At 59.3% G+C, this 18,568-nt stretch carries 16 protein-coding genes, 4 tRNA genes and 1 pseudogene; 9 read left to right on the forward strand and 12 right to left on the reverse strand.

Going from position 1 to position 18,568, the window contains the following annotated elements:
* Nucleotides 1-42: 42 nt before the first annotated feature.
* From LRL22_RS16470 to lolB, 10 genes and pseudogenes are all read right to left on the reverse strand, one after another.
* A tRNA-Gln gene (locus tag LRL22_RS16470) sits at nt 43-117 on the reverse strand.
* A gap of 46 nt (nt 118-163) precedes the next feature.
* Nucleotides 164-238: transfer RNA gene (locus tag LRL22_RS16475), tRNA-Gln, on the reverse strand.
* A gap of 8 nt (nt 239-246) precedes the next feature.
* A tRNA-Met gene (locus LRL22_RS16480) sits at nt 247-323 on the reverse strand.
* Nucleotides 324-557: 234 nt separating this feature from the next.
* Nucleotides 558-1,649, reverse strand: a complete 1,092-nt coding sequence (ychF, locus tag LRL22_RS16485) for a redox-regulated ATPase YchF (RefSeq protein WP_139440410.1) — start codon at nt 1,647-1,649, stop codon at nt 558-560.
* A gap of 115 nt (nt 1,650-1,764) precedes the next feature.
* Complete coding sequence (gene pth, locus LRL22_RS16490) at nt 1,765-2,361, reverse strand: aminoacyl-tRNA hydrolase (RefSeq protein ID WP_058059203.1); 597 nt, start codon at nt 2,359-2,361, stop codon at nt 1,765-1,767.
* Nucleotides 2,362-2,579: 218 nt separating this feature from the next.
* Complete coding sequence (locus LRL22_RS16495; protein ID WP_270905890.1) at nt 2,580-4,568, reverse strand: bifunctional metallophosphatase/5'-nucleotidase; 1,989 nt, start codon at nt 4,566-4,568, stop codon at nt 2,580-2,582.
* Between the two features lie 116 nt (nt 4,569-4,684).
* Nucleotides 4,685-5,632 carry a ribose-phosphate pyrophosphokinase gene (locus LRL22_RS16500; RefSeq protein WP_005343846.1) on the reverse strand — a complete coding sequence of 316 codons (948 nt, stop codon included), beginning with the start codon at nt 5,630-5,632 and terminating at the stop codon, nt 4,685-4,687.
* Between the two features lie 195 nt (nt 5,633-5,827).
* Nucleotides 5,828-5,902 (reverse strand) — tRNA-Gln (locus LRL22_RS16505).
* Nucleotides 5,882-6,752: pseudogene (gene ispE, locus LRL22_RS16510) on the reverse strand (4-(cytidine 5'-diphospho)-2-C-methyl-D-erythritol kinase). Before ispE ends, LRL22_RS16505 begins: the two are co-directional and overlap by 21 nt.
* Entirely contained in the window at nt 6,752-7,330 is a 579-nt protein-coding gene (lolB, locus tag LRL22_RS16515) for a lipoprotein insertase outer membrane protein LolB (protein ID WP_005334955.1), read from the reverse strand. Before lolB ends, ispE begins: the two are co-directional and overlap by 1 nt.
* Before the next feature lie 126 nt (nt 7,331-7,456).
* Between lolB and hemA the strand changes: the two genes are divergently transcribed.
* The 6 genes from hemA (at nt 7,457) to kdsA (ending at nt 12,974) form a co-directional block, all read left to right on the forward strand.
* On the forward strand, nt 7,457-8,716 hold the full coding sequence (hemA, locus tag LRL22_RS16520; protein WP_005362209.1) for a glutamyl-tRNA reductase: 1,260 nt from the start codon (nt 7,457-7,459) through the stop codon (nt 8,714-8,716).
* 51 nt (nt 8,717-8,767) lie between these two features.
* Nucleotides 8,768-9,856 (forward strand): peptide chain release factor 1, encoded by a 1,089-nt coding sequence (gene prfA, locus LRL22_RS16525; protein WP_042061304.1) that lies wholly within the window; start codon nt 8,768-8,770, stop codon nt 9,854-9,856.
* 61 nt (nt 9,857-9,917) lie between these two features.
* The gene (gene prmC / locus LRL22_RS16530; protein WP_270905891.1) at nt 9,918-10,769 is read left to right on the forward strand and encodes a peptide chain release factor N(5)-glutamine methyltransferase; all 852 of its coding nucleotides are present in this window, start codon (nt 9,918-9,920) and stop codon (nt 10,767-10,769) included.
* 56 nt (nt 10,770-10,825) lie between these two features.
* Entirely contained in the window at nt 10,826-11,209 is a 384-nt protein-coding gene (locus LRL22_RS16535; RefSeq protein WP_005334939.1) for a SirB2 family protein, read from the forward strand.
* Between the two features lie 12 nt (nt 11,210-11,221).
* Nucleotides 11,222-12,022, forward strand: coding sequence for a SirB1 family protein (locus tag LRL22_RS16540; protein WP_005362204.1), 801 nt, complete (start codon nt 11,222-11,224; stop codon nt 12,020-12,022).
* Between the two features lie 97 nt (nt 12,023-12,119).
* Nucleotides 12,120-12,974: a 3-deoxy-8-phosphooctulonate synthase gene (gene kdsA, locus LRL22_RS16545; protein WP_005334937.1), complete on the forward strand. Its 855-nt coding sequence runs from the start codon at nt 12,120-12,122 to the stop codon at nt 12,972-12,974.
* A 145-nt stretch (nt 12,975-13,119) separates the two neighbouring features.
* Here kdsA and grcA read toward each other — a convergent pair whose 3' ends face one another.
* Nucleotides 13,120-13,500 (reverse strand): autonomous glycyl radical cofactor GrcA, encoded by a 381-nt coding sequence (grcA, locus tag LRL22_RS16550; RefSeq protein ID WP_005334936.1) that lies wholly within the window; start codon nt 13,498-13,500, stop codon nt 13,120-13,122.
* A 367-nt stretch (nt 13,501-13,867) separates the two neighbouring features.
* Here grcA and LRL22_RS16555 point away from each other — a divergent pair, with 367 nt between their 5' ends.
* The 3 genes from LRL22_RS16555 to LRL22_RS16565 all read left to right on the forward strand — a co-directional run bounded on the left by LRL22_RS16555 (nt 13,868) and on the right by LRL22_RS16565 (nt 15,977).
* Entirely contained in the window at nt 13,868-14,608 is a 741-nt protein-coding gene (locus LRL22_RS16555) for a substrate-binding periplasmic protein (protein ID WP_042054533.1), read from the forward strand.
* Between the two features lie 69 nt (nt 14,609-14,677).
* Nucleotides 14,678-15,355 (forward strand): uracil-DNA glycosylase, encoded by a 678-nt coding sequence (gene ung, locus LRL22_RS16560; protein WP_005353881.1) that lies wholly within the window; start codon nt 14,678-14,680, stop codon nt 15,353-15,355.
* A 70-nt stretch (nt 15,356-15,425) separates the two neighbouring features.
* Nucleotides 15,426-15,977 (forward strand): hemerythrin domain-containing protein, encoded by a 552-nt coding sequence (locus LRL22_RS16565; RefSeq protein ID WP_005362195.1) that lies wholly within the window; start codon nt 15,426-15,428, stop codon nt 15,975-15,977.
* 100 nt (nt 15,978-16,077) lie between these two features.
* On the opposite strand, the gene ygjK is transcribed toward LRL22_RS16565, so the two are convergent.
* Nucleotides 16,078-18,558 (reverse strand): alpha-glucosidase, encoded by a 2,481-nt coding sequence (gene ygjK, locus LRL22_RS16570; protein ID WP_270905892.1) that lies wholly within the window; start codon nt 18,556-18,558, stop codon nt 16,078-16,080.
* Nucleotides 18,559-18,568 lie beyond the last annotated feature (10 nt).

An 18,568-nucleotide genomic window follows, 5' to 3' on the forward strand; every position in this document is an offset into this window, starting at 1 on the left:
CGCTCCTCAACAGTCATGAGACTGGCAAAGAACTTTTAAAAATGGCTGGGGTACTAGGATTCGAACCTAGGGATGGCGAGATCAAAACCCGCTGCCTTACCGCTTGGCGATACCCCAACAGCGTTCCTCAACAGTCGCGAGACTGGCAAAGAACTTTTAAAAATGGCTGGGGTACTAGGATTCGAACCTAGGGATGGCGAGATCAAAACCCGCTGCCTTACCGCTTGGCGATACCCCAACTAGAGATGGTGGCTATGACGGGATTCGAACCTGTGACCCCCGCATTATGAGTGCGATGCTCTAACCAACTGAGCTACATAGCCAACCTTGCTTCCGGTGAGTCGTTACCTCGTCACCGTGCGGGCCGAATTATGCGTATCTGGCTCTGGGGCGTCAACCCTTTTTTTGCCAGAAAAACGCAATTTGAGTGCGTTTGACCAGTTATTGGTCTCTGTTGCGCAAAAGCCCAACAATCTGCTTTTTTTTAAGACATTGCCATGATTGCCCGGGCAATGGCAGATAAAAAACAGGCCAGCAAATGCTGGCCTGTCATGGGATTAGACGTTGAACAGGAAGTTCATGATATCGCCATCTTTGACGATGTAATCTTTCCCTTCAGCGCGCATCTTGCCCGCTTCCTTGGCGCCTTGCTCACCCTTGTAGTTGATAAAGTCTTCAAAGGCGATGGTTTGGGCGCGAATAAAGCCTTTTTCAAAGTCAGTGTGGATCTTGCCAGCCGCTTGCGGGGCAGTGGCACCGACCGGAATAGTCCAGGCGCGTACCTCTTTCACACCGGCGGTGAAGTAGGTCTGCAGGTTGAGCAGCTGGTAGCCGGAGCGGATAACGCGGTTCAGGCCCGGCTCTTCGATGCCCAGGTCTGCCATGAACTCGGCGCGATCTTCATCGTCCAGTTCGGCGATGTCGGCTTCGATGGCGCAGCAGACCACGACCACGACCGCGTTCTCGGCGGCGGCGATTTCACGCACCTTGTCCAGATAGGGATTGTTCTCGAAGCCATCTTCCGCCACGTTGGCGATATACATGGTGGGTTTCAGGGTCAGGAAGTTGAGGTAGCTCACGGCGGCCAGCTCTTCTTTATCCAGCTTCATGCCGCGGATCATCTGGCCGTTTTCCAGCGCGACCTTGATCTTCTCCAGGGTTTCCACTTCCAGCTTGGCATCCTTGTCGCCGCCTTTGGCACGCTTGGACTGACGGTGAATGGCGCGCTCGCAGGCGTCCAGATCCGACAGGGCCAGCTCGGTGTTGATCACTTCGATATCGTCAGCCGGGGAGACCTTGCCCGCAACGTGAATGATGTTCTCGTCGTCGAAGCAGCGCACAACGTGGCCGATCGCTTCGGTTTCACGGATGTTGGCCAGGAATTGGTTACCCAGACCTTCACCCTTGGAGGCACCGGCAACCAGACCGGCGATGTCCACAAATTCCATGGTGGTCGGCACAACGCGCTGCGGATTGATGATGGCAGCCAGCTGATCGAGGCGGGGGTCCGGCATCGGCACCACACCGGTGTTCGGCTCGATGGTGCAGAACGGGAAGTTGGCGGCTTCGATACCGGCCTTGGTCAGCGCGTTGAACAGGGTGGATTTGCCTACATTGGGCAGGCCCACGATACCGCATTTAAAACCCATGGATTGTTACCTTACTTGATGGATGCTGTTGGGGGCGCCCGCAGGCGGCCCATGTCATGCTTGTTCTGGTCGTTGCTCATGTACCGGCACAATGCCCGTACAGGATCAAACCGACCTAACCCTTTTCAGCCTTGAAGCTGTGCAAGCGATTCATGGCCTTGGTCATATCTTGTTTGAACAGGATGTCGGTAGCGCGCAGGGACTCGTCCAGCGCGGCGTCGATCAGGTTCTGTTCACTGCTGGGGGCCTTGGTCAGGACGAAGCCCGCCACCTGCTCTTTGCTGCCGGGATGGCCGATCCCGAGACGCAGCCGGAAGAAGTTATTGTTGTTGCCCATCTTGGCGATGATGTCCTTGAGGCCGTTATGGCCACCGTGACCACCACCCTGCTTGAACTTGGCGATGCCTGGCGGCAGATCCAGTTCATCATGGGCCACCAGAATCGCTTCCGGCTCAATCTGATAAAAACGCGCCAGTGCGGCCACAGCCTTGCCAGAGAGGTTCATATAGGTGTTCGGGATGAGCAGCCGCACATCCTGCCCCTCGACCAGGATGCGGGCAGTATGGCCGAAGAACTTGGGTTCTTCACGCAGGCTGACATTGTGCCAGCGGGCCAGTTGCTCCACATACCAGGCGCCCGCGTTGTGGCGGGTCTTGGCATATTCCGGGCCGGGGTTGCCCAGTCCGACGATCAGTTTGATTTCGCTTGTCACGCTTGATGTCTTCACTCGCAGCTGCCGTGGGCACACTACCCAGGGCAATAGGACGCAATATTCTAGCCGCCGAGTGGCGATCACTCAACCAATGCGCATGTTATGGCGGGATTTGCAGCATTATTGCGGCCAATGGGTGGCTAACGGTGGGCAAACGGGCCTCTTGCAAGAGGCCCGTTTCAGTTTACCGATGGATTGTGCCCGGTTGACTACCGTCGTTATTTGGTACGCAGCAGGGTGACGGTCTCTTCATCCAGTGCGGTCAGGGTGGGACGGGCATCGCGCACATACTCCACGAAAGAAGCTGCATCGGTGCCGCAATCCACGCCGCTGGCCTTGCAATCGAGGGCCTGGCCCGGGGCATAGACGGCGCTCAGCAGTTCACCGTTTTGTTCCACCTTCAACACCGGGAAGGCGGTCAACTTGCCATTGACGCTGGCGATGTCGACCCGCTCGCTCTGGTGGCGCTGGGCATTGGCCAGTGCCTGCCAGCCATCGTTGCCGTTGGCGCTGTAGGCGTTCATCACTACCCGATAGCGCTGGCTATCCACCAGATCCTGCCACTCGCCGCTTGCGGTCTTGCGCTGCAATTGGGTCAGGGAGCCCGCTTTGCCTGCGTCGGTCTCCTGGAAGGTGTAACGCAGGTGACCGCCATAGGGGAACTTGCCGGCATGGGCGCTGGCGGGCAGGGTGGCGGTGATGGTCTCGGTCAGCAGGGCGCGTACCTCGGCGCCGGTCAGGGTCAGCACAGAGAGCTGGTTCTTGAACGGCAGCAGGGTGAGGGCACTATCCCCCTCACGCCATTCGCCAGCAGGCAGGTCGGCGCGCACGCCCCCCACCGCAACCAGAGAAAAATCGACCGGGCCGCCGGTCAGGGCTTGCACTGCTGGGGTATTGGCCCAGTAGAACTCCCCTTCGGCAACCAGCGGCGCGACATCTGAGCCGTGGCTGTCGCTGCCGTTGTCACCGGGGCGACGGGCATTTTGCAGCTGCTCGGGGATGGTGCCGATCACCGGGCCGTAGGCTTTCTCCAGCGCCGGTTTGTAGTGGCTGTCGATGATGCCGCGCAGGCGCGGATCTTCATCCACGGTCACCAGATTGGGCTGGTTGTCGACAAACTGGCTTGCCTCTTTGCTGCGGGCGTCGTCGAGCGCTTGCTTGCGCGCCGCATCGGCGAAGAAATCGCGGCTCGCCAGCAGGCTGTTGTGGCCCTGGCAGTCGGTCACATGACCCTGACCATCAAAGCTCACCTGAGCCAGACCAATGGCCTGGGCGTAGGAGCCAGCCTGCACCACGCAGGTTTTGCCGATGCCATCCGGATTGGTCACCAGCTTGGCGTAATCGCCGGTCTTGCCCCAGCCAATATTGCGAAAATCGCCGAGCAGGCTGTGGGAGTGGCCGCCGACGATGGCATCGAGGCCGTTTACCTTGGCGGCCAGTGCCAGATCCCGCTCGTTGCCGATGTGGGTGAGCGCCACGATCTGATGGATCCCCTTGGCTTGCAGCATGTCGACCGTGGCCTGAGCCGAGGCGACCTCCTTGCCAAAGCGCAGCTTGCCGACGTTGGGGGCGATATTGCCCATGTCTTCCAGTACCAGACCGATGACGGCGACCAGCTGCTTGCCTTGCGGCAGGTTGTCGAGATCGGTGACCGGGCTCTTCTGGTTGCCGTCAAAAGCGTAGACCACGAAGGGCTTGAGGTTGTCAGCCTTGCTGAGGGCCGGATCGGCCTTGGTGTCGAGGTTGGCGGCCAGCACCGGGAAGTTGACCCCCTCGATGAAGCGGGCCAGCTTCTGGTTATCCAGATCGAACTCGTGGTTGCCCAGCGCCATGGCATCGAGGCCGAACTGGCTCAGCAACTCGGCGTTGGCCATCCCCTCGTTGAGTTTGAAGTAGCCACTGCCCTGCCAGGCATCGCCGCCGTGCAGCAGCAGCAAGGGCTGGTTCTTGGCCAGCGCATCGGCCTGATAGGCTTTCGCCATGGTCAGCAGGCGCGGGTAACCGCCAAAGCGGGTATAGAGGGTGTCCGTCTCCCCCTGCTGGGCAAAGATCTGCCCTTTGATCTCGGCATTGACCGGATCAAACTGGGAGTGGGTGTCGTTCATGTGAGCCAGAGTCAGCACGAAGGACGGGTTCTCTTTGACGGGCTGACAGGCGAACAGGGCGGAGGTGAGGGTCGCGAGCAGGAGGGGACGCAAGCAATTCATGGGTAAATCCTTAAGCCTGCCGGGGGCAGGGTCGTACCAGATAGCAGAAAGTTGGAAAGAGAAGGTCCAGAAAGACGAAAACCGCCTGATGGCGGTTTTCGTTATTGCTGAATCTATCAATGCTCAAACATGGCAGAGATGGACTCTTCGTTGCTGATGCGACGAATGGCTTCGGCCAGTACAGTTGACAGAGTCAGCTGCTTGACCTTGCCTACCGCTTTCATCTCCGCAGTGAGCGGGATGGAGTCGGTGATGATCAGTTCATCGATCACGGAGTTCTTGATGTTCTCGACGGCGGAACCGGAGAAGACCGGGTGGGTAGCGTAGGCGAATACACGCTTGGCACCGCGCTCTTTCAGGGCCTCTGCAGCTTTGCACAGGGTGCCGCCGGTGTCGATCATGTCATCAACGATGATGCAGTCGCGGCCGGCAACGTCACCGATCAGGTGCATGACCTGGGAGACGTTCGGGCGGGGACGGCGCTTGTCGATGATGGCGATGTCGGTGTCATCCAGCAGCTTGGCGATGGCGCGGGCACGCACGACGCCACCGATGTCCGGGGAGACAACGACAGGAGACTCGAGGTTCTTGGACTTCATGTCTTCCAGTAGCACCGGGCTACCGAACACGTTGTCTACCGGAACGTCGAAGAAACCTTGAATTTGCTCGGCATGCAGGTCAACGGTCAGCACGCGATCCACACCGACGCTGGAGAGGAAGTCAGCGACAACCTTGGCGGTGATGGGTACACGGGCGGAGCGGACGCGACGGTCCTGACGGGCATAACCAAAGTAGGGGATAACGGCAGTGATACGGCCAGCTGAAGCACGACGCAGAGCATCCACCATGACGATCAATTCCATCAAATTGTCGTTGGTCGGGGCACAGGTGGATTGAATGATGAAGATATCGCCACCACGTACATTCTCATTGATCTGTACGCTGATCTCGCCGTCGCTAAAGCGACCTACGGCAGCATTGCCGAGTTTGATAAACAGGCGATCTGCGATCTTCTGGGCTAGTTCCGGCGTTGCGTTACCAGCAAACAGCTTCATGTCAGGCACGGTTTGAAACCTCGGGGTTGCATCCAGTATGTGGGGGAGTCTGAAATCAGACCCTATCGTTTTGGGGCAAACGATTTATCAAGATAACGTACAAGGTGTCTGCTGCCCAATGATTGTGATGATACCGGTAACCCGAATCCGTGGCCGAGTGCAAAACCGGCCACGTTAATCATCATCAATACCGTTCGGTAAAATTGGCTGGGGTACTAGGATTCGAACCTAGGAATGGCGAGATCAAAACCCGCTGCCTTACCGCTTGGCGATACCCCAATCATTTGAACTGTTGCAATGTGGAGAAGAGAGGTGATATGTTCTCGCCCTTGGCGACAAACCCATCAAGTCCCTTCGGCACGCAGGCCAACACTTCCCGAGCAGTCACTTCGTCTTCAAATTGAGCAAAGACGCAGGCTCCTGTGCCCGTCATTCTTGACGGCGCGTATTCTAGCAACCAGCCGAGCGCATTGGCAACCTCGGGGTGGCGCTTTTTCACCAGTGATTCGCAATCGTTTTTCCACTCGCCTTCCAGCAGGTTGTCCAGCGCCATTTTCGGCGTGGCTCTCGGCAGCTCCGGATCCTGGAATACGGCCGCGGTCGCCACATGGCAATCGGGCTTGAGCACCAGATACCAGGCATCGGGCAGTTCGACCGGTTGCAGCCGCTCGCCCACTCCTTCTGCAAAGGCCGCCCGGCCACGGACAAACACCGGCACATCGGCCCCCAGCTGCACGCCGAGCGCTGCCAGTTCATCTTCGCTCAAACCCGCTTGCCAGAGGTGGTTAAGCGCCACCAGCGTGGTCGCTGCATCGGACGAACCGCCGCCAATGCCGCCCCCCATGGGCAGCACTTTCTCCAGCCGAATATGGGCACCTTGCGGGCTCGGCAGAGTTGCCTGCAGCAGCCGTGCCGCGCGGATAATCAGATTCTGCTCATCCGGCACCCCGGGAATGGCCGGGCTCAGGGTGAGTGTGTCGCTATTCGGTATCACCTCGAACTCGAGCCAGTCGCTGTGGTTGAGGAAGATAAACAGGGTCTGCAGCTCGTGATAGCCATCAGGACGACGGCCATTGACGTGTAAAAACAGGTTGAGTTTGGCCGGTGCCGGCCAGCGTGTGGAAGCCATTAACGTGCAAGAGTCCATTGGTTGATCTGAAGCTTGAGGCGGCTGTTCTGGCCGGTCATGGTCAGCTGGTGCGGCAGGCGGTAGCCATCCTGATCCCGATAATCGCCATAGACGATCTGCCACTGGCCGTCGCGCACGCTGGCCAGACTGCTGTCGGGGTTGAGTTCAAACTCCGCCTGACCCGGCAGCCCCTTGATCCACTCCGGTAATCCCGCAACCGGAATATTCCAGCCGGTCAGTTGATAGATGAGCGCTTCGGCATCCTGGCTCTGGTGGCGATTGCCGTCGCTGTCGAGCAGGGTGATTTCCCCCTTGCTGCGGGAGAGCTCCAGAATGCTGGTGCCAATCAGGCTGGTGAGGTTGAGGCGATAATCCTCCCCATCCTGCTGCCAGTTGAGACGGGCGCTGCCCTTTTGCTGTGGCGTGATGATGGCCATCTTGCCGGATAGCTGCCAGTGGGTGAGCTGCTCGAGGCGGGCCCGCTCCTGGTTCCAGTTCACCTGGTCACGCTGGGGCTGGGTGGTGGCACAACCGGCCAGCAACAGCAGGCAGGTGAGGGTAAAAATACGTAGCAGCAAGAGACGGCTCCAGAGAGAGGAATTTGCCACAGTATACGGGGCGGCCGTATTGCTTTTAAAGACTTACCCTTTCTCGTACAATTGGCAGCCTTTGCACCCAGCGTATGAAATGATCGTCGCCCACTCATGAGTTTGCTTGCCCTCGGAATCAACCACAACACCGCCAGTGTCGCCTTGCGGGAACGGGTCGCCTTTGGCCCGGACTGCATCGATCGCGCCTTGCGTGAGCTGGTGAGCCAACCCGGTGTCAGCGAGGCGGTGATCGTCTCCACCTGCAACCGGACCGAACTCTATTGCAATCTGGAGGAGGAGCGGCAGGAGCAAGTGCTGCGCTGGCTGCAGCAGTTCCACGGGCTGGACGCGGCCGAACTGGTCACTGCCATCTATCAGCATCACGATGAAGAGGCGGTGCGCCACTTGATGCGGGTGGCGTGCGGGCTCGACTCGCTGGTGTTGGGGGAGCCGCAGATCCTGGGGCAGATCAAGCAATCCTATGCCCACGCCCAGCAGGCGGAGTCGGTGAAGGGGGCGCTGGAGCGGCTGTTCCAGAAATCCTTCTCGGTGGCCAAACGGGTGCGTACCGATACCGAGATTGGCGCCAGTGCCGTGTCGGTGGCGTTTGCCGCCGTCAGCTTGGGTCGGCGGATCTTCTCCGATCTCTCCCAGACCAAGGTGCTGCTGGTCGGTGCTGGCGAAACCATTGAACTGGTGGCCCGTCATCTGCGCGAGCAGAACGTCACCAAGATGATGGTGGCCAACCGCACCCTGCAGCGCGCCCAGACCCTTGCGGCCGAATTCGGCGCCCAGGTGATGACGCTCGAAGAGATCCCCGACTATCTGCACGAGGCGGATATTGTCATCAGCTCGACCGCCAGCCCCCTGCCCATCATCGGCAAGGGGATGGTGGAGCGCGCGCTAAAGGCCCGCCGCTTCAAACCCATGTTTCTGGTGGATATTGCCGTGCCGCGCGACATCGAAGCCGAAGTCGATGAGCTCTCCGATGCCTATCTCTACACGGTGGATGATTTGCAGGGGATCATCGAGCAGAACCTCGAAACCCGTAAACGGGCTGCCGCACAGGCGGAAGTGATCGTGCAGGAAGAGCGCGACGAGTTTATGGGCTGGTATCGCGGCCAGAGCTCGGTCGATCTCATTCGCGATTACCGCCATCAGTCACAGCAAGTGGCTGATGAAGAGTTGCAACGGGCCCTGCTGGCATTGGCGCAGGGCGAGAGTGCCGAACAGGCGCTCAAGGCGATGGCCCATCGCCTCACCAACAAATTGATCCACGCGCCGACCCAGGCGTTGCGCCAGGCTGCCTCCCAGGGGGATCAGAGCGAGCTCTCCCGCTTGCGGCAGGCGCTGGGGTTGTCACAAGAGCCATAATTTTCGGGCAACCTGCCGGTTGTCCCGTCCTCCATTGAGAATGCAAGAGTTATGAATCCGTCACTGATCAGAAAGCTGGAAGGCCTCATCGAGCGCCACGAAGAAGTACAGGCCATGCTCGGCGAGCCAGACGTGGTCTCGGATCAGGATCGCTACCGCGCCCTGACCCGCGAATATGCCCAGCTGGAAGATATCGTTCACGCCTTCCAGCGTTACCGTCAGGCGCAGGATGATCTTGAGACCACCCAGATGATGCTGGAGGAGGAGGATGCCGACCTACGCGAGATGGCGCAGGAGGAGCTGCCGCTGGCCAAGGCCAATCTGGAGGCGCTGGAGCAGGAGCTTCAACTGATGTTGCTGCCCAAGGATCCCAAGGATGACAACAACTGCTATCTGGAGATCCGCGCCGGTGCCGGTGGCGACGAAGCGGCCATCTTTGCTGGTGACCTGTTCCGCATGTATTCACGGTTTGCCGAGCGTCAGGGCTGGCGCGTCTCCATCGTCAGCTGCAACGATGGTGAATATGGTGGCTACAAGGAGGTGATCGCCAAGATCGACGGCGAGCGCGTCTATGGCCGTCTCAAGTTTGAATCCGGTGGTCACCGGGTACAGCGGGTGCCGGAGACCGAGTCTCAGGGCCGGGTGCACACCTCCGCCTGTACCGTCGCCGTGCTGCCGGAAGTGCCGGAAGCCGAGCAGATCGAGATCAACCCTTCCGACTTGAAGATCGACACCTTCCGCGCCTCCGGTGCCGGTGGTCAGCACGTCAACAAGACCGACTCGGCCATCCGCATCACCCACCTGCCGACCGGTCTGGTGGTGGAGTGTCAGGACGAGCGCTCCCAGCACAAGAACCGCGCCAAGGCGATGTCGGTGCTCTCCGCCCGCCTGCAAGCGGCCGAGGATGAGCGCCACCGCGCCGCCGAGCAGAGCACCCGCCGCAATCTGGTGGGCTCCGGTGATCGCTCCGAGCGCATTCGTACCTACAACTATCCGCAGGGTCGCCTCTCCGAGCACCGTATCAACCTGACCCTCTATCGCCTCTCCGAAATTTTGGAAGGGGATCTGGACTGCGTCATCACCCCGCTGGTGCAGGAGTATCAGGCCGATCAGCTCGCCTCGCTGGCCGAGAACAACTGATGCAAATGGTGATCCGGCAAGCTCGCATTAAGTGTCGTGCCCATAAGGTGGAGTGGCACTGATGCAGATCCAGCAGGCTCGTGCCCATATTATGACTGTGTTGGCTGAGGGGGAGTCCCCCCGCGCCGACGCCGATGTACTGCTCTGTCATCTGCTCGATTGCCGTCGCAGCTATCTGATGACCTGGCCCGAGCGTGAGCTGGATGCCGCCCAGCAGGCCACCCTGCAGGGGTGGCTGGTCCGTCGTCTCAATGGCGAACCCATCGCCCATCTCGTTGGCGAGCGGGAGTTCTGGTCGCTGCCGCTGAAAGTGAGCCCGGCGACCCTGATCCCGCGCCCCGATACCGAGGTGCTGGTCGAGCAGGCGCTGACCAGAATCCCGCAGGGGCCGTGCGCCGTGCTGGATCTCGGCACCGGCACCGGCGCCATCGCGCTGGCGCTCAAGTCCGAGCGGCCCGAAATCGATGTGTGGGCGGTGGATCGGATGGCCGATGCTGCGGCGCTGGCTCGCGAGAACAGCGCCGCGCTGGGGTTACCCATCGAGGTGCGCGATGGCAGCTGGTTCGAGTCCCTTGGCGAGCCGGATCGCGACAATACGCCACGTTTTGCGGTGATTGTCTCCAATCCCCCCTATATTGATGGCGCCGATCCCCATCTCGAGCAGGGTGACGTGCGCTTTGAACCCCGCTCGGCGCTGGTTGCCGATGACGCTGGGCTGGCCGATATCCGCCACATCGTGGCCCATGCCCCCGCTTATCTGCTGACCGATGGCTGGTTGCTGCTGGAGCATGGCTGGGATCAGGGGGAGGCGGTGCGTCAGTTGCTGCGTGATGGCGGCTACCGCGAGGTAGCCACGGTGCGTGATTACGGGGATAACGACAGGGTGACGCTGGGCCTCTGCCCGCTGCGCTGACAGCCCCTTACTGTTACACGGCGGGTTGCCTGTGCGCCCCCATGCAAGGATTGAATATGGTTTTTGTGCTCAAACACCTGCACCTCACCCTGATTGCCGGGGCCGTGCTGATGTTTATGCTCCGCTTCTACTGGGTACAGACCGCCACTGGTCGAGCCTATAGCGCGCCGGTGATGAAGGTCAGCGGCTGGCTCAACGGTCTGGTGGTGCTCTCCGGCGTATTGCTCTGCATGGTGCTGGATCTCAACCCGCTCAATAACGGAACGCCCTGGCTCAGCGAGAAGCTGATGGCCATTCTGGTGCTGGTATTTCTGGCGGCGATGGCGCTGCGGCTGGCCAAAAGCAATCTGGTGCGCTGGTGCTCCTTTCTGGGGGCGCTCGGCTGGATCTACTTTATTGCCAAGTTGGCAGTGCTCAAACAGACGAGTGTGTTCGGCTAAGGCATGAAGAGAATGTTACACATAGACGAATGGACCGATTTCGAAGCCCACGACATCACTGAGCTGGCGTTGTCTGTCAGTGACGAAATTTATGGCTCGGTCGAGGAGGGGATCCGCGAGTTGAACCTGCTGGACGAGTGGCTGGATGAGCAGATCGAAGAGGGCACCTGCGACGAAGTGCGCCAGCAGTTGCTGCAGGGTTTCTACCACAGCCTCGGTTTTCATGGCGACTGGCAGGATTATTTCTCTGCCAACAACTGCGATCTCAATCAGGTGCTGGTTCAGCGCAAAGGGATCCCGGTCAGCCTCGGTATTCTCATCATCCAGCTGGGGCGCAAGCTCGGGCTCGATGTGGAGGGGATCTGCTTCCCCGGCCACTTCCTGGTGAGCTTTGCCGGTGGCGAGGGGGAGGTCTATGTCGACCCCTTTACCGGCGACGAGCTGAGCCTGGCCCGCATCGAGCTGCTGCTGCGCGGTGCGTTGGGGGACTTGGCGACCCTGACCCCCGACTACCTGCAGCCCTCCGGCCAGTGGGAGATCATCGAACGGCTGCTCAACGTCAGCAAGGGTGCCCTGCTGCGGGAAGATCGCATGCCCGAGGCGCTGCGTTGCAGCGAGCTGTTGTTGCGGATGAAGCCCGGCGATCCGCTGGAGACGCGGGATCGCGGCTTTATCTACGAGCAGCTCGATTGCCCGCGCCAGGCCGCCGACGATTTTGAATATTTTATTGAACAATGCCCGGACGATCCGGTGGCCGATGTGCTGAAAGTGCAGCTGGCCGCGCTGGATCTGAGCCCCAAGCCCCTCCATTAAGGGCGGCTTGAAACTTAAACAGAAGAATATCAAGGCCGCAGCGCTCGGCTGCAACGGAGTAACTTGGCTTCAGGCCCCTTCATTAAGGAAGTCTTAGATGGAACAGAAGAATATCAAGATCAACCAGATCGACGTAGCCAACGACAAACCGTTCGTGCTGTTTGGCGGCATGAACGTGCTGGAATCCCGCGACATGGCGATGGCGGTGTGCGAGAAGTACGTGGAAGTGACCAGCAAGCTGGGCATCCCGTTTGTCTTCAAGGCGAGCTGGGACAAGGCCAACCGCTCTTCCATCCACTCCTACCGCGGTCCGGGTCTGGAAGAGGGGATGAAGATTTTCCAGGAGCTGAAAGCGACCTTCGGCATGCCGGTCATCTCCGATCTGCACGAACCCCATCAGGCCAAGCCGGTCGCCGAGGTGGTGGACGTTATCCAGCTGCCCGCTTTCCTGGCACGCCAGACCGATCTGGTGGAAGCCATGGCCCGCACCGGCAACGTTATCAACATTAAGAAGCCACAGTTCCTCAGCCCAAGCCAGATGAAGAACATCACCGACAAGTTCGAGGAGTGCGGCAACGATCAGCTGATCCTCTGCGAGCGCGGTGCCAATTTCGGCTACGACAACCTGGTGGTGGACATGCTGGGCCTGGGCGTGATGAAGAAGAGCACCGGTGGCTATCCGGTGATCTTTGACGTAACCCACTCCCTGCAGTGCCGTGATCCGCTGGGTGCGGCCTCCGGTGGTCGTCGCGAGCAGGTGACCGAGCTGGCGCGCGCCGGTATGGCGGTCGGTCTGGCCGGTCTCTTTATCGAATCCCACCCGGATCCGAAAATTGCCCGCTGCGATGGCCCGAGCGCCCTGCCGCTGGAGAAGCTGGAAGGCTTCCTCAAACAGATGAAGGCCATCGATGACCTGATCAAGGGTTTTGAGCCCCTAGATACCTCTGCTTGATGGGACAAGCACTTATCACAAGGCCTCGCAATGCGAGGCCTTGTTTTTTGCGCTTGCCTAGTGAAAGCACGTATAAAAAAACGGCCAATCGGCCGTTTTTTTGTGCTGATACCGCAAGTATCAGCTTTTCACTGCAGGGCGCTGATTACAGGCTCTGGGTGAAAGTACGGGTAACCACGTCACGCTGCTGTTCCGGGGTCAGGGCGTTGAAACGCACTGCGTAGCCAGATACACGGATGGTCAGCTGCGGGTACTTCTCCGGGTTTTCGATAGCATCTTCCAGAGTTTCGCGACGCAGCACGTTGACGTTCAGGTGCTGGCCACCTTCAACAGCAGGCTCAGCCTGAACCGGCAGTTCGCGGTATTCGAACTGACCCAGGTCAGCCAGTTGCACTTCTTGATCGGCAGCGAAAGCATCGCCTTTGACGCAGATGCAGCGAGCTTGTTGCTTCTCTTCGTCCAGCAGCCAGAAAGAGTTCAGCAGAGCGGTGTTGGCGGCCTGGGTGATTTGAATGCCTTTGATCATGGTATGACTCCTCAATGGGAACGCGAATCCAACTGTAAGGAAATTACCCTGATGTATTTAAGCTACCGTCGATGGCGATGACTTAAAGGGCCCTTGCCTTACACCTTTTCTTTGATGGGGTCATATATACCACGGTGGTAATATTACCAAAATTGATCTGGATCAATAAAATCAGACAAAGCGCCATTTCAATGGGATTAAATTATTGAGTTGAATCAAAAATAGGTCATTTTTCTGATTTTGTAAGATATCCAAATTATGCATCTTTTATCTCGTTAATATAGTAATTTAACTACATCTTTTCGGCTTTTTCTGAGGTTAATTGAGGGGTTGGCTACACTCAGCAAAAAAAGCGAGGAGCGTGCTGGTGAATAATGGGTGGCGAAAGTGGGCATGGCTGGCCCTGTTCTGTTGCTGGGCAAGCAGTGTTGCGGTACGGGCCGAGACGGTGCGTATTGCTGTGGGCGAGTGGCCACCTTATATCAGTGAGGCGCTGCCCAATCAGGGCTTTCTCTGTGAGGTGGTGCGTCAGGCCTTTGCCGAAGAGGGGCTCGATGTCAGCTTTCACTTCTATTCCTGGGCCGAGGCTTACCGACTGACTCTGGAGGGGCGCTATGTGGTCACCATGCCCTGGTTTCGCTCCCGTGAGCGGGAGCAGCTTTTCTATCTCTCCGCCTCGCTCGGCCATTTCACCACTCGCCTGATGACGCTGACCGGTACGCCCGCGGTCAATCTGGGTGAGCTGAAACACGAGCCAGTCGGGGTGACCCGTGGCTATTTCTATGGCGATGGTTTTGCCGCTCGCCAAGCCGGGCTCACCCTCGAGTGGTCAGATTCCGATGAGGAGAGCATGGGCAAGCTGCTTGACGGGCGGATCCACTATCTGGTGATGGATGAGCAGGTGGCACAGACTCTGTTCCAGCAGGCGCTCGTTCGTCATCCCCAATCGCTGTCACTGACCGGTGCCGCCGACCCCATCTGGTCGCAACCGGGATACTTGCTGATGCGCAAGGCCGATCCAGAGGCGCGCCGTCTGATGCTGCTGTTCAATACCGGGCTGCGCAAGCTGGAGCGCTCGGGGCGCCTCGCCAGGCTCTGGAAAGCGTGAGCCACGGTTGCGTCTTGCGGGCTGGCCCCCTATCCTGAGCCCTTCGCCGTATCAAGTGAGGAGGCCGGGGTGCTGACCTGGAGTGATGTGATTGGCTCTGAGAAAGAGCAGGACTATTTCAAGAGTACGCTGGCAACTGTCAGAGCCGAGCGGGAAGCGGGCAAGGTGATCTACCCGCCAGCCACCGATGTGTTCAATGCCTTCAAGCTGACCGAGCTGGATCAGGTCAAGGTGGTGATCCTGGGCCAGGATCCCTATCACGGCCCCAATCAGGCGCACGGGCTCTGCTTCTCCGTTCTGCCCGGCGTGCGTACGCCCCCCTCACTGGTCAACATCTATAAAGAGATGCAGCGTGACCTGCCAGGTTTCGTCACACCCAATCACGGCTTTCTCGAATCCTGGGCCAAACAGGGTGTCTTGCTGCTCAACACTGTGCTGACGGTGCAGGCCGGTCAGGCTCATTCCCACGCCCATCTGGGATGGGAGACCTTTACCGATCGGGTCATCGAGCAGATCAATGCCAGTTGTCAGGGGGTGGTGTTCCTGCTGTGGGGGGCCCACGCCCAGAAGAAGGGACGTTTCATCGACCGCCAGCGCCACTATGTGCTGACCGCGCCGCACCCGAGCCCCCTCTCTGCCCACCGCGGTTTCATCGGTTGCGGTCACTTTAGCGAGACCAATCGCTTGCTGGAACAACAGGGCAAGAGTCCGATAGAGTGGAAATCTGTCTGCATCCCACTTGATTGAGTGCAAAGTTCGGGCGACAAATGACCGTATACTCAGGGACATAAGATTAATTCAGAGCCAAGGAGTGCCCATGTTATCCAGTCTGCACAAGGATCATCTCAACATCGCCCGACTTTTGGAGCTGCTCAAGCACAAGCTGGCAGCCATTCGTGCCGAAGAGCCCATCAGCTATTTTCTGGTGCGCGATGTCATCGACTACCTGCGGGAGGTCTCTGACAAGTACCACCATCCCAAGGAAGATCTCATCTATGACTACTACCTGAAATATCGGGTGGTGGAGGGTGAGGTCGCCAACCGCCTGCAGGAGGAGCACGTCAAGCTGCTGGAGGCCGGGGCCGATCTCAAGGAGATGGTGGAGATGATCCTGATGGATGCTGTGATCCCCCTCGATCAGTTCACCACCAAGCTGGAGCGCTTCGTGGAACTGCAAGAGGCACACATGAACTATGAAGAGGGGGTGATCTTCCCCCATCTGCGTGACTCCCTGACCGAGGATGACTGGCGTCATCTGGAGCAAAACTGGCAGAACCGCGCCATTGGCGACCCCCTGTTTGGGGCTGAGGTGAGCCAGCACTTCCAGGCACTGGCTAAACGCCTCTCTTTGCCGCTCACTAACGGCTAAGACGAGCCCGTACCTGCCGCGTGGCGGGTATTGTGTGAGTGCAACTTGAGTGAAAACAGAAAGGCCTCCATCAGGAGGCCTTTTGCATGGTGGAGCAAGCTTACGCCTGTGGTTTCAGGAAGTTGCGATAGAGCATATAGAGGTGGGCCGAGCTCCAGCTGAAGTTGCTTGCCCCCTGCATGGCGCCGGTCTCCGGATTGTAGTTTTCGCGGATGGGGCCGCTGCCCGCCAAGCCCTCTGCGTTGTTGAATAGCTTGTTGACCAGAGCCTCGGCATCGCTGCGGTAGCCGTAGTTCTCCAGCCCCTTCACCCCGAAGTAGAACTGATCGAGCCATACCCGGCCGCGCCAGTAGATATTGGGGTCGTAGGCCGGGTTGGTGAGTGCGGCTGTGCCCAGCGGAATCTTTGTGTTGAACTCCTGGGCGTTGAGCATCACCTCACGCACCCGCGCCGCTTTCTCCTTGTCTGCGACCTCTGCCCAGAGCGGGCTCCACCCTTCCGGACCACGGCCGCGAGCGGTCAGCAATTTGCCGACGCAGCCGTTGCCGTCAGCCACATCCCCCTGACCAATCTGACGATCGTAATAGAAGCCTGACGCCTCATCGAACATGCAGCTGTTGATGTAACCAGCCAGCTGGGCCGCGCCATCGCGGTAGCGGCTCGCGTCGTCCGGCTTGCCAAGCAGGTCGGCCATGTCTGCCAGAATGCGTTTCTCTTTGGCGAGGAAGGCGTTGAGCTCCACTGACTCCTGATCGATGGAGAAACCGATCAAATCGCCATTGTCCTGATGGTTTTCAAAGAAGGCGACGTTCCAGTCCTGACGTGCCTTGGCCAAATCTCCGCCATAGGTCTTGTCGGCATAGCGTTGCAGCTGGCCCGGTTCGATAAAGCCGAAGCGGGCGGCGTTGTCCATGCCTGACTCCCAACCGGCGCCGTGCTGGGCACCGATATCCATGTCGCTGTAACCGCCCACGTTCAACACCTGTTGATAGAGCGGCATACCGGCGCAGGCATACCAGCCATCCCCCTCACTGGTACAGCTGGAGAGATCCAGCCCAGCGGGAATACCGTTGGAGTACTGCACCTTGAAGGTGATATTGCCGTACTCGTCATTGTGCTCCACATGCTTGGTGGCGCCATATTCGATGATGCCGTTGCGGTTGTTGTCCCGCGCGCGGTACCACCAGTCGTGGTAGGCCTGCAGCTTGGGATACATCTCGGCGATAAAGGCCTTGTCCTTGGTGGCGCTGTAGATTTCCCAGATGGCCCAGGCGGAAAGGGGCGGCTTGGTATCGCGCTCGTTCCAGTTGCCGCCATCGCCACCGCGATCCGCCAGCTTGTTGTAGAAGACGGCATCGATCACCATGCCCGCATCCTGCGGTCGTACCGGATCATCCGGCTGTACCTGATAGTCATACATGGCGCGCACGTTGTTCTTGGCGACCTCCGGGTTGAAGTGTGCCATGGCATAGGCGTGCTTCCAGCTGTCCCAGGCCCAGACGCCGTCGAACCAGCGGGCGGTATTGGAGGGGGTTACCCCATCGTGGAGGATGGCGCCAGCCGGGGATCGCCAGTTGCCATTGAGGGTCTCCATCGCCTTGACGGCGATGCGACGCTCCGACTCGGGGATACCCTGATTGGAGAGACCGTTGGCAAGGTAGCCCTCCCAGCGGCGGATGGAGTCGGCAAAATAGCTGGCCGGGTTGGCCAGCAGGGCCTGACGGCTCTGCTGATGGCGGCTGGCGTCATCTGCGGAGTGGAGATAGCTCTGCAGGGTGTAGATATCCTCGCTCCCCTTGGCGGCCAGGGTAATGCTGGCGTCGCTTTGGTAGCCCAGTGTCTTCTGGTCGAGGGTGGTGCGACTTGGCAGGGTGCGGTCGATTCGATAGCGGGCGCTGCCGCTCTGCATGATGTTCCAGGTGCTGCGCAGTTTACCGAACTGGAATTCGATTCCTTTGTCGCTCTCGCTGATGGTGCGTGTCCAGCCTGGATATTTGCTGGCAATCGTATCCTTGGCATCCCATTGATTGAGCAACTCGCCCTGCCAGTTGAGGTTGAGGGTGAGCGGTGCATCGGTCTGGTTGATGAGTCGGGTGCGGATAAGGGCGGTGCGGGCATCGCCATAACGCAGCTCCAGCTCCAGTGTGAAGGGCTCGAACTCGAAGCGTTGCACCAGCGCACCGGGAATGGCGTACGCCTCCTGCTTGCGGGCGCTGGTGAGCGGGAACGGGCGGCCGCTCGCATCGCTCAGGGTGAGCTTGTCCAGCTCGCTGGCAAAGAAGAGGCTGTACTCCTCGGAGATGACCATGGGGCCGGTAAAGCCCCCCCACTCCTTGTCGCTGGCAGGCAGCAGGAAACCGTGCCATGCCCCCAGATCGAGCAGCGGGTTGTATTTGAGGTTGGAGTAGCTGTCAAAGTCGCGGAATTGGGTCGGTGTTCCCCGACGGTCGATCACGTCCTTGTATTGGATGGCCTGCTCCGGTTTGGCGACTGTGCTGCCCTCTGTCTGGTTATCGTTGCAGGCAGTCAGTCCGAACAGGGCGGTGCCGAGGGCTACCGAGAGTAAAGTTTTACGAAACATCGCTCGCTCC

Origin of the sequence: Aeromonas sp. PI_26, assembly GCF_027854445.1 — a bacterium.
GTDB lineage: Bacteria > Pseudomonadota > Gammaproteobacteria > Enterobacterales > Aeromonadaceae > Aeromonas > Aeromonas veronii.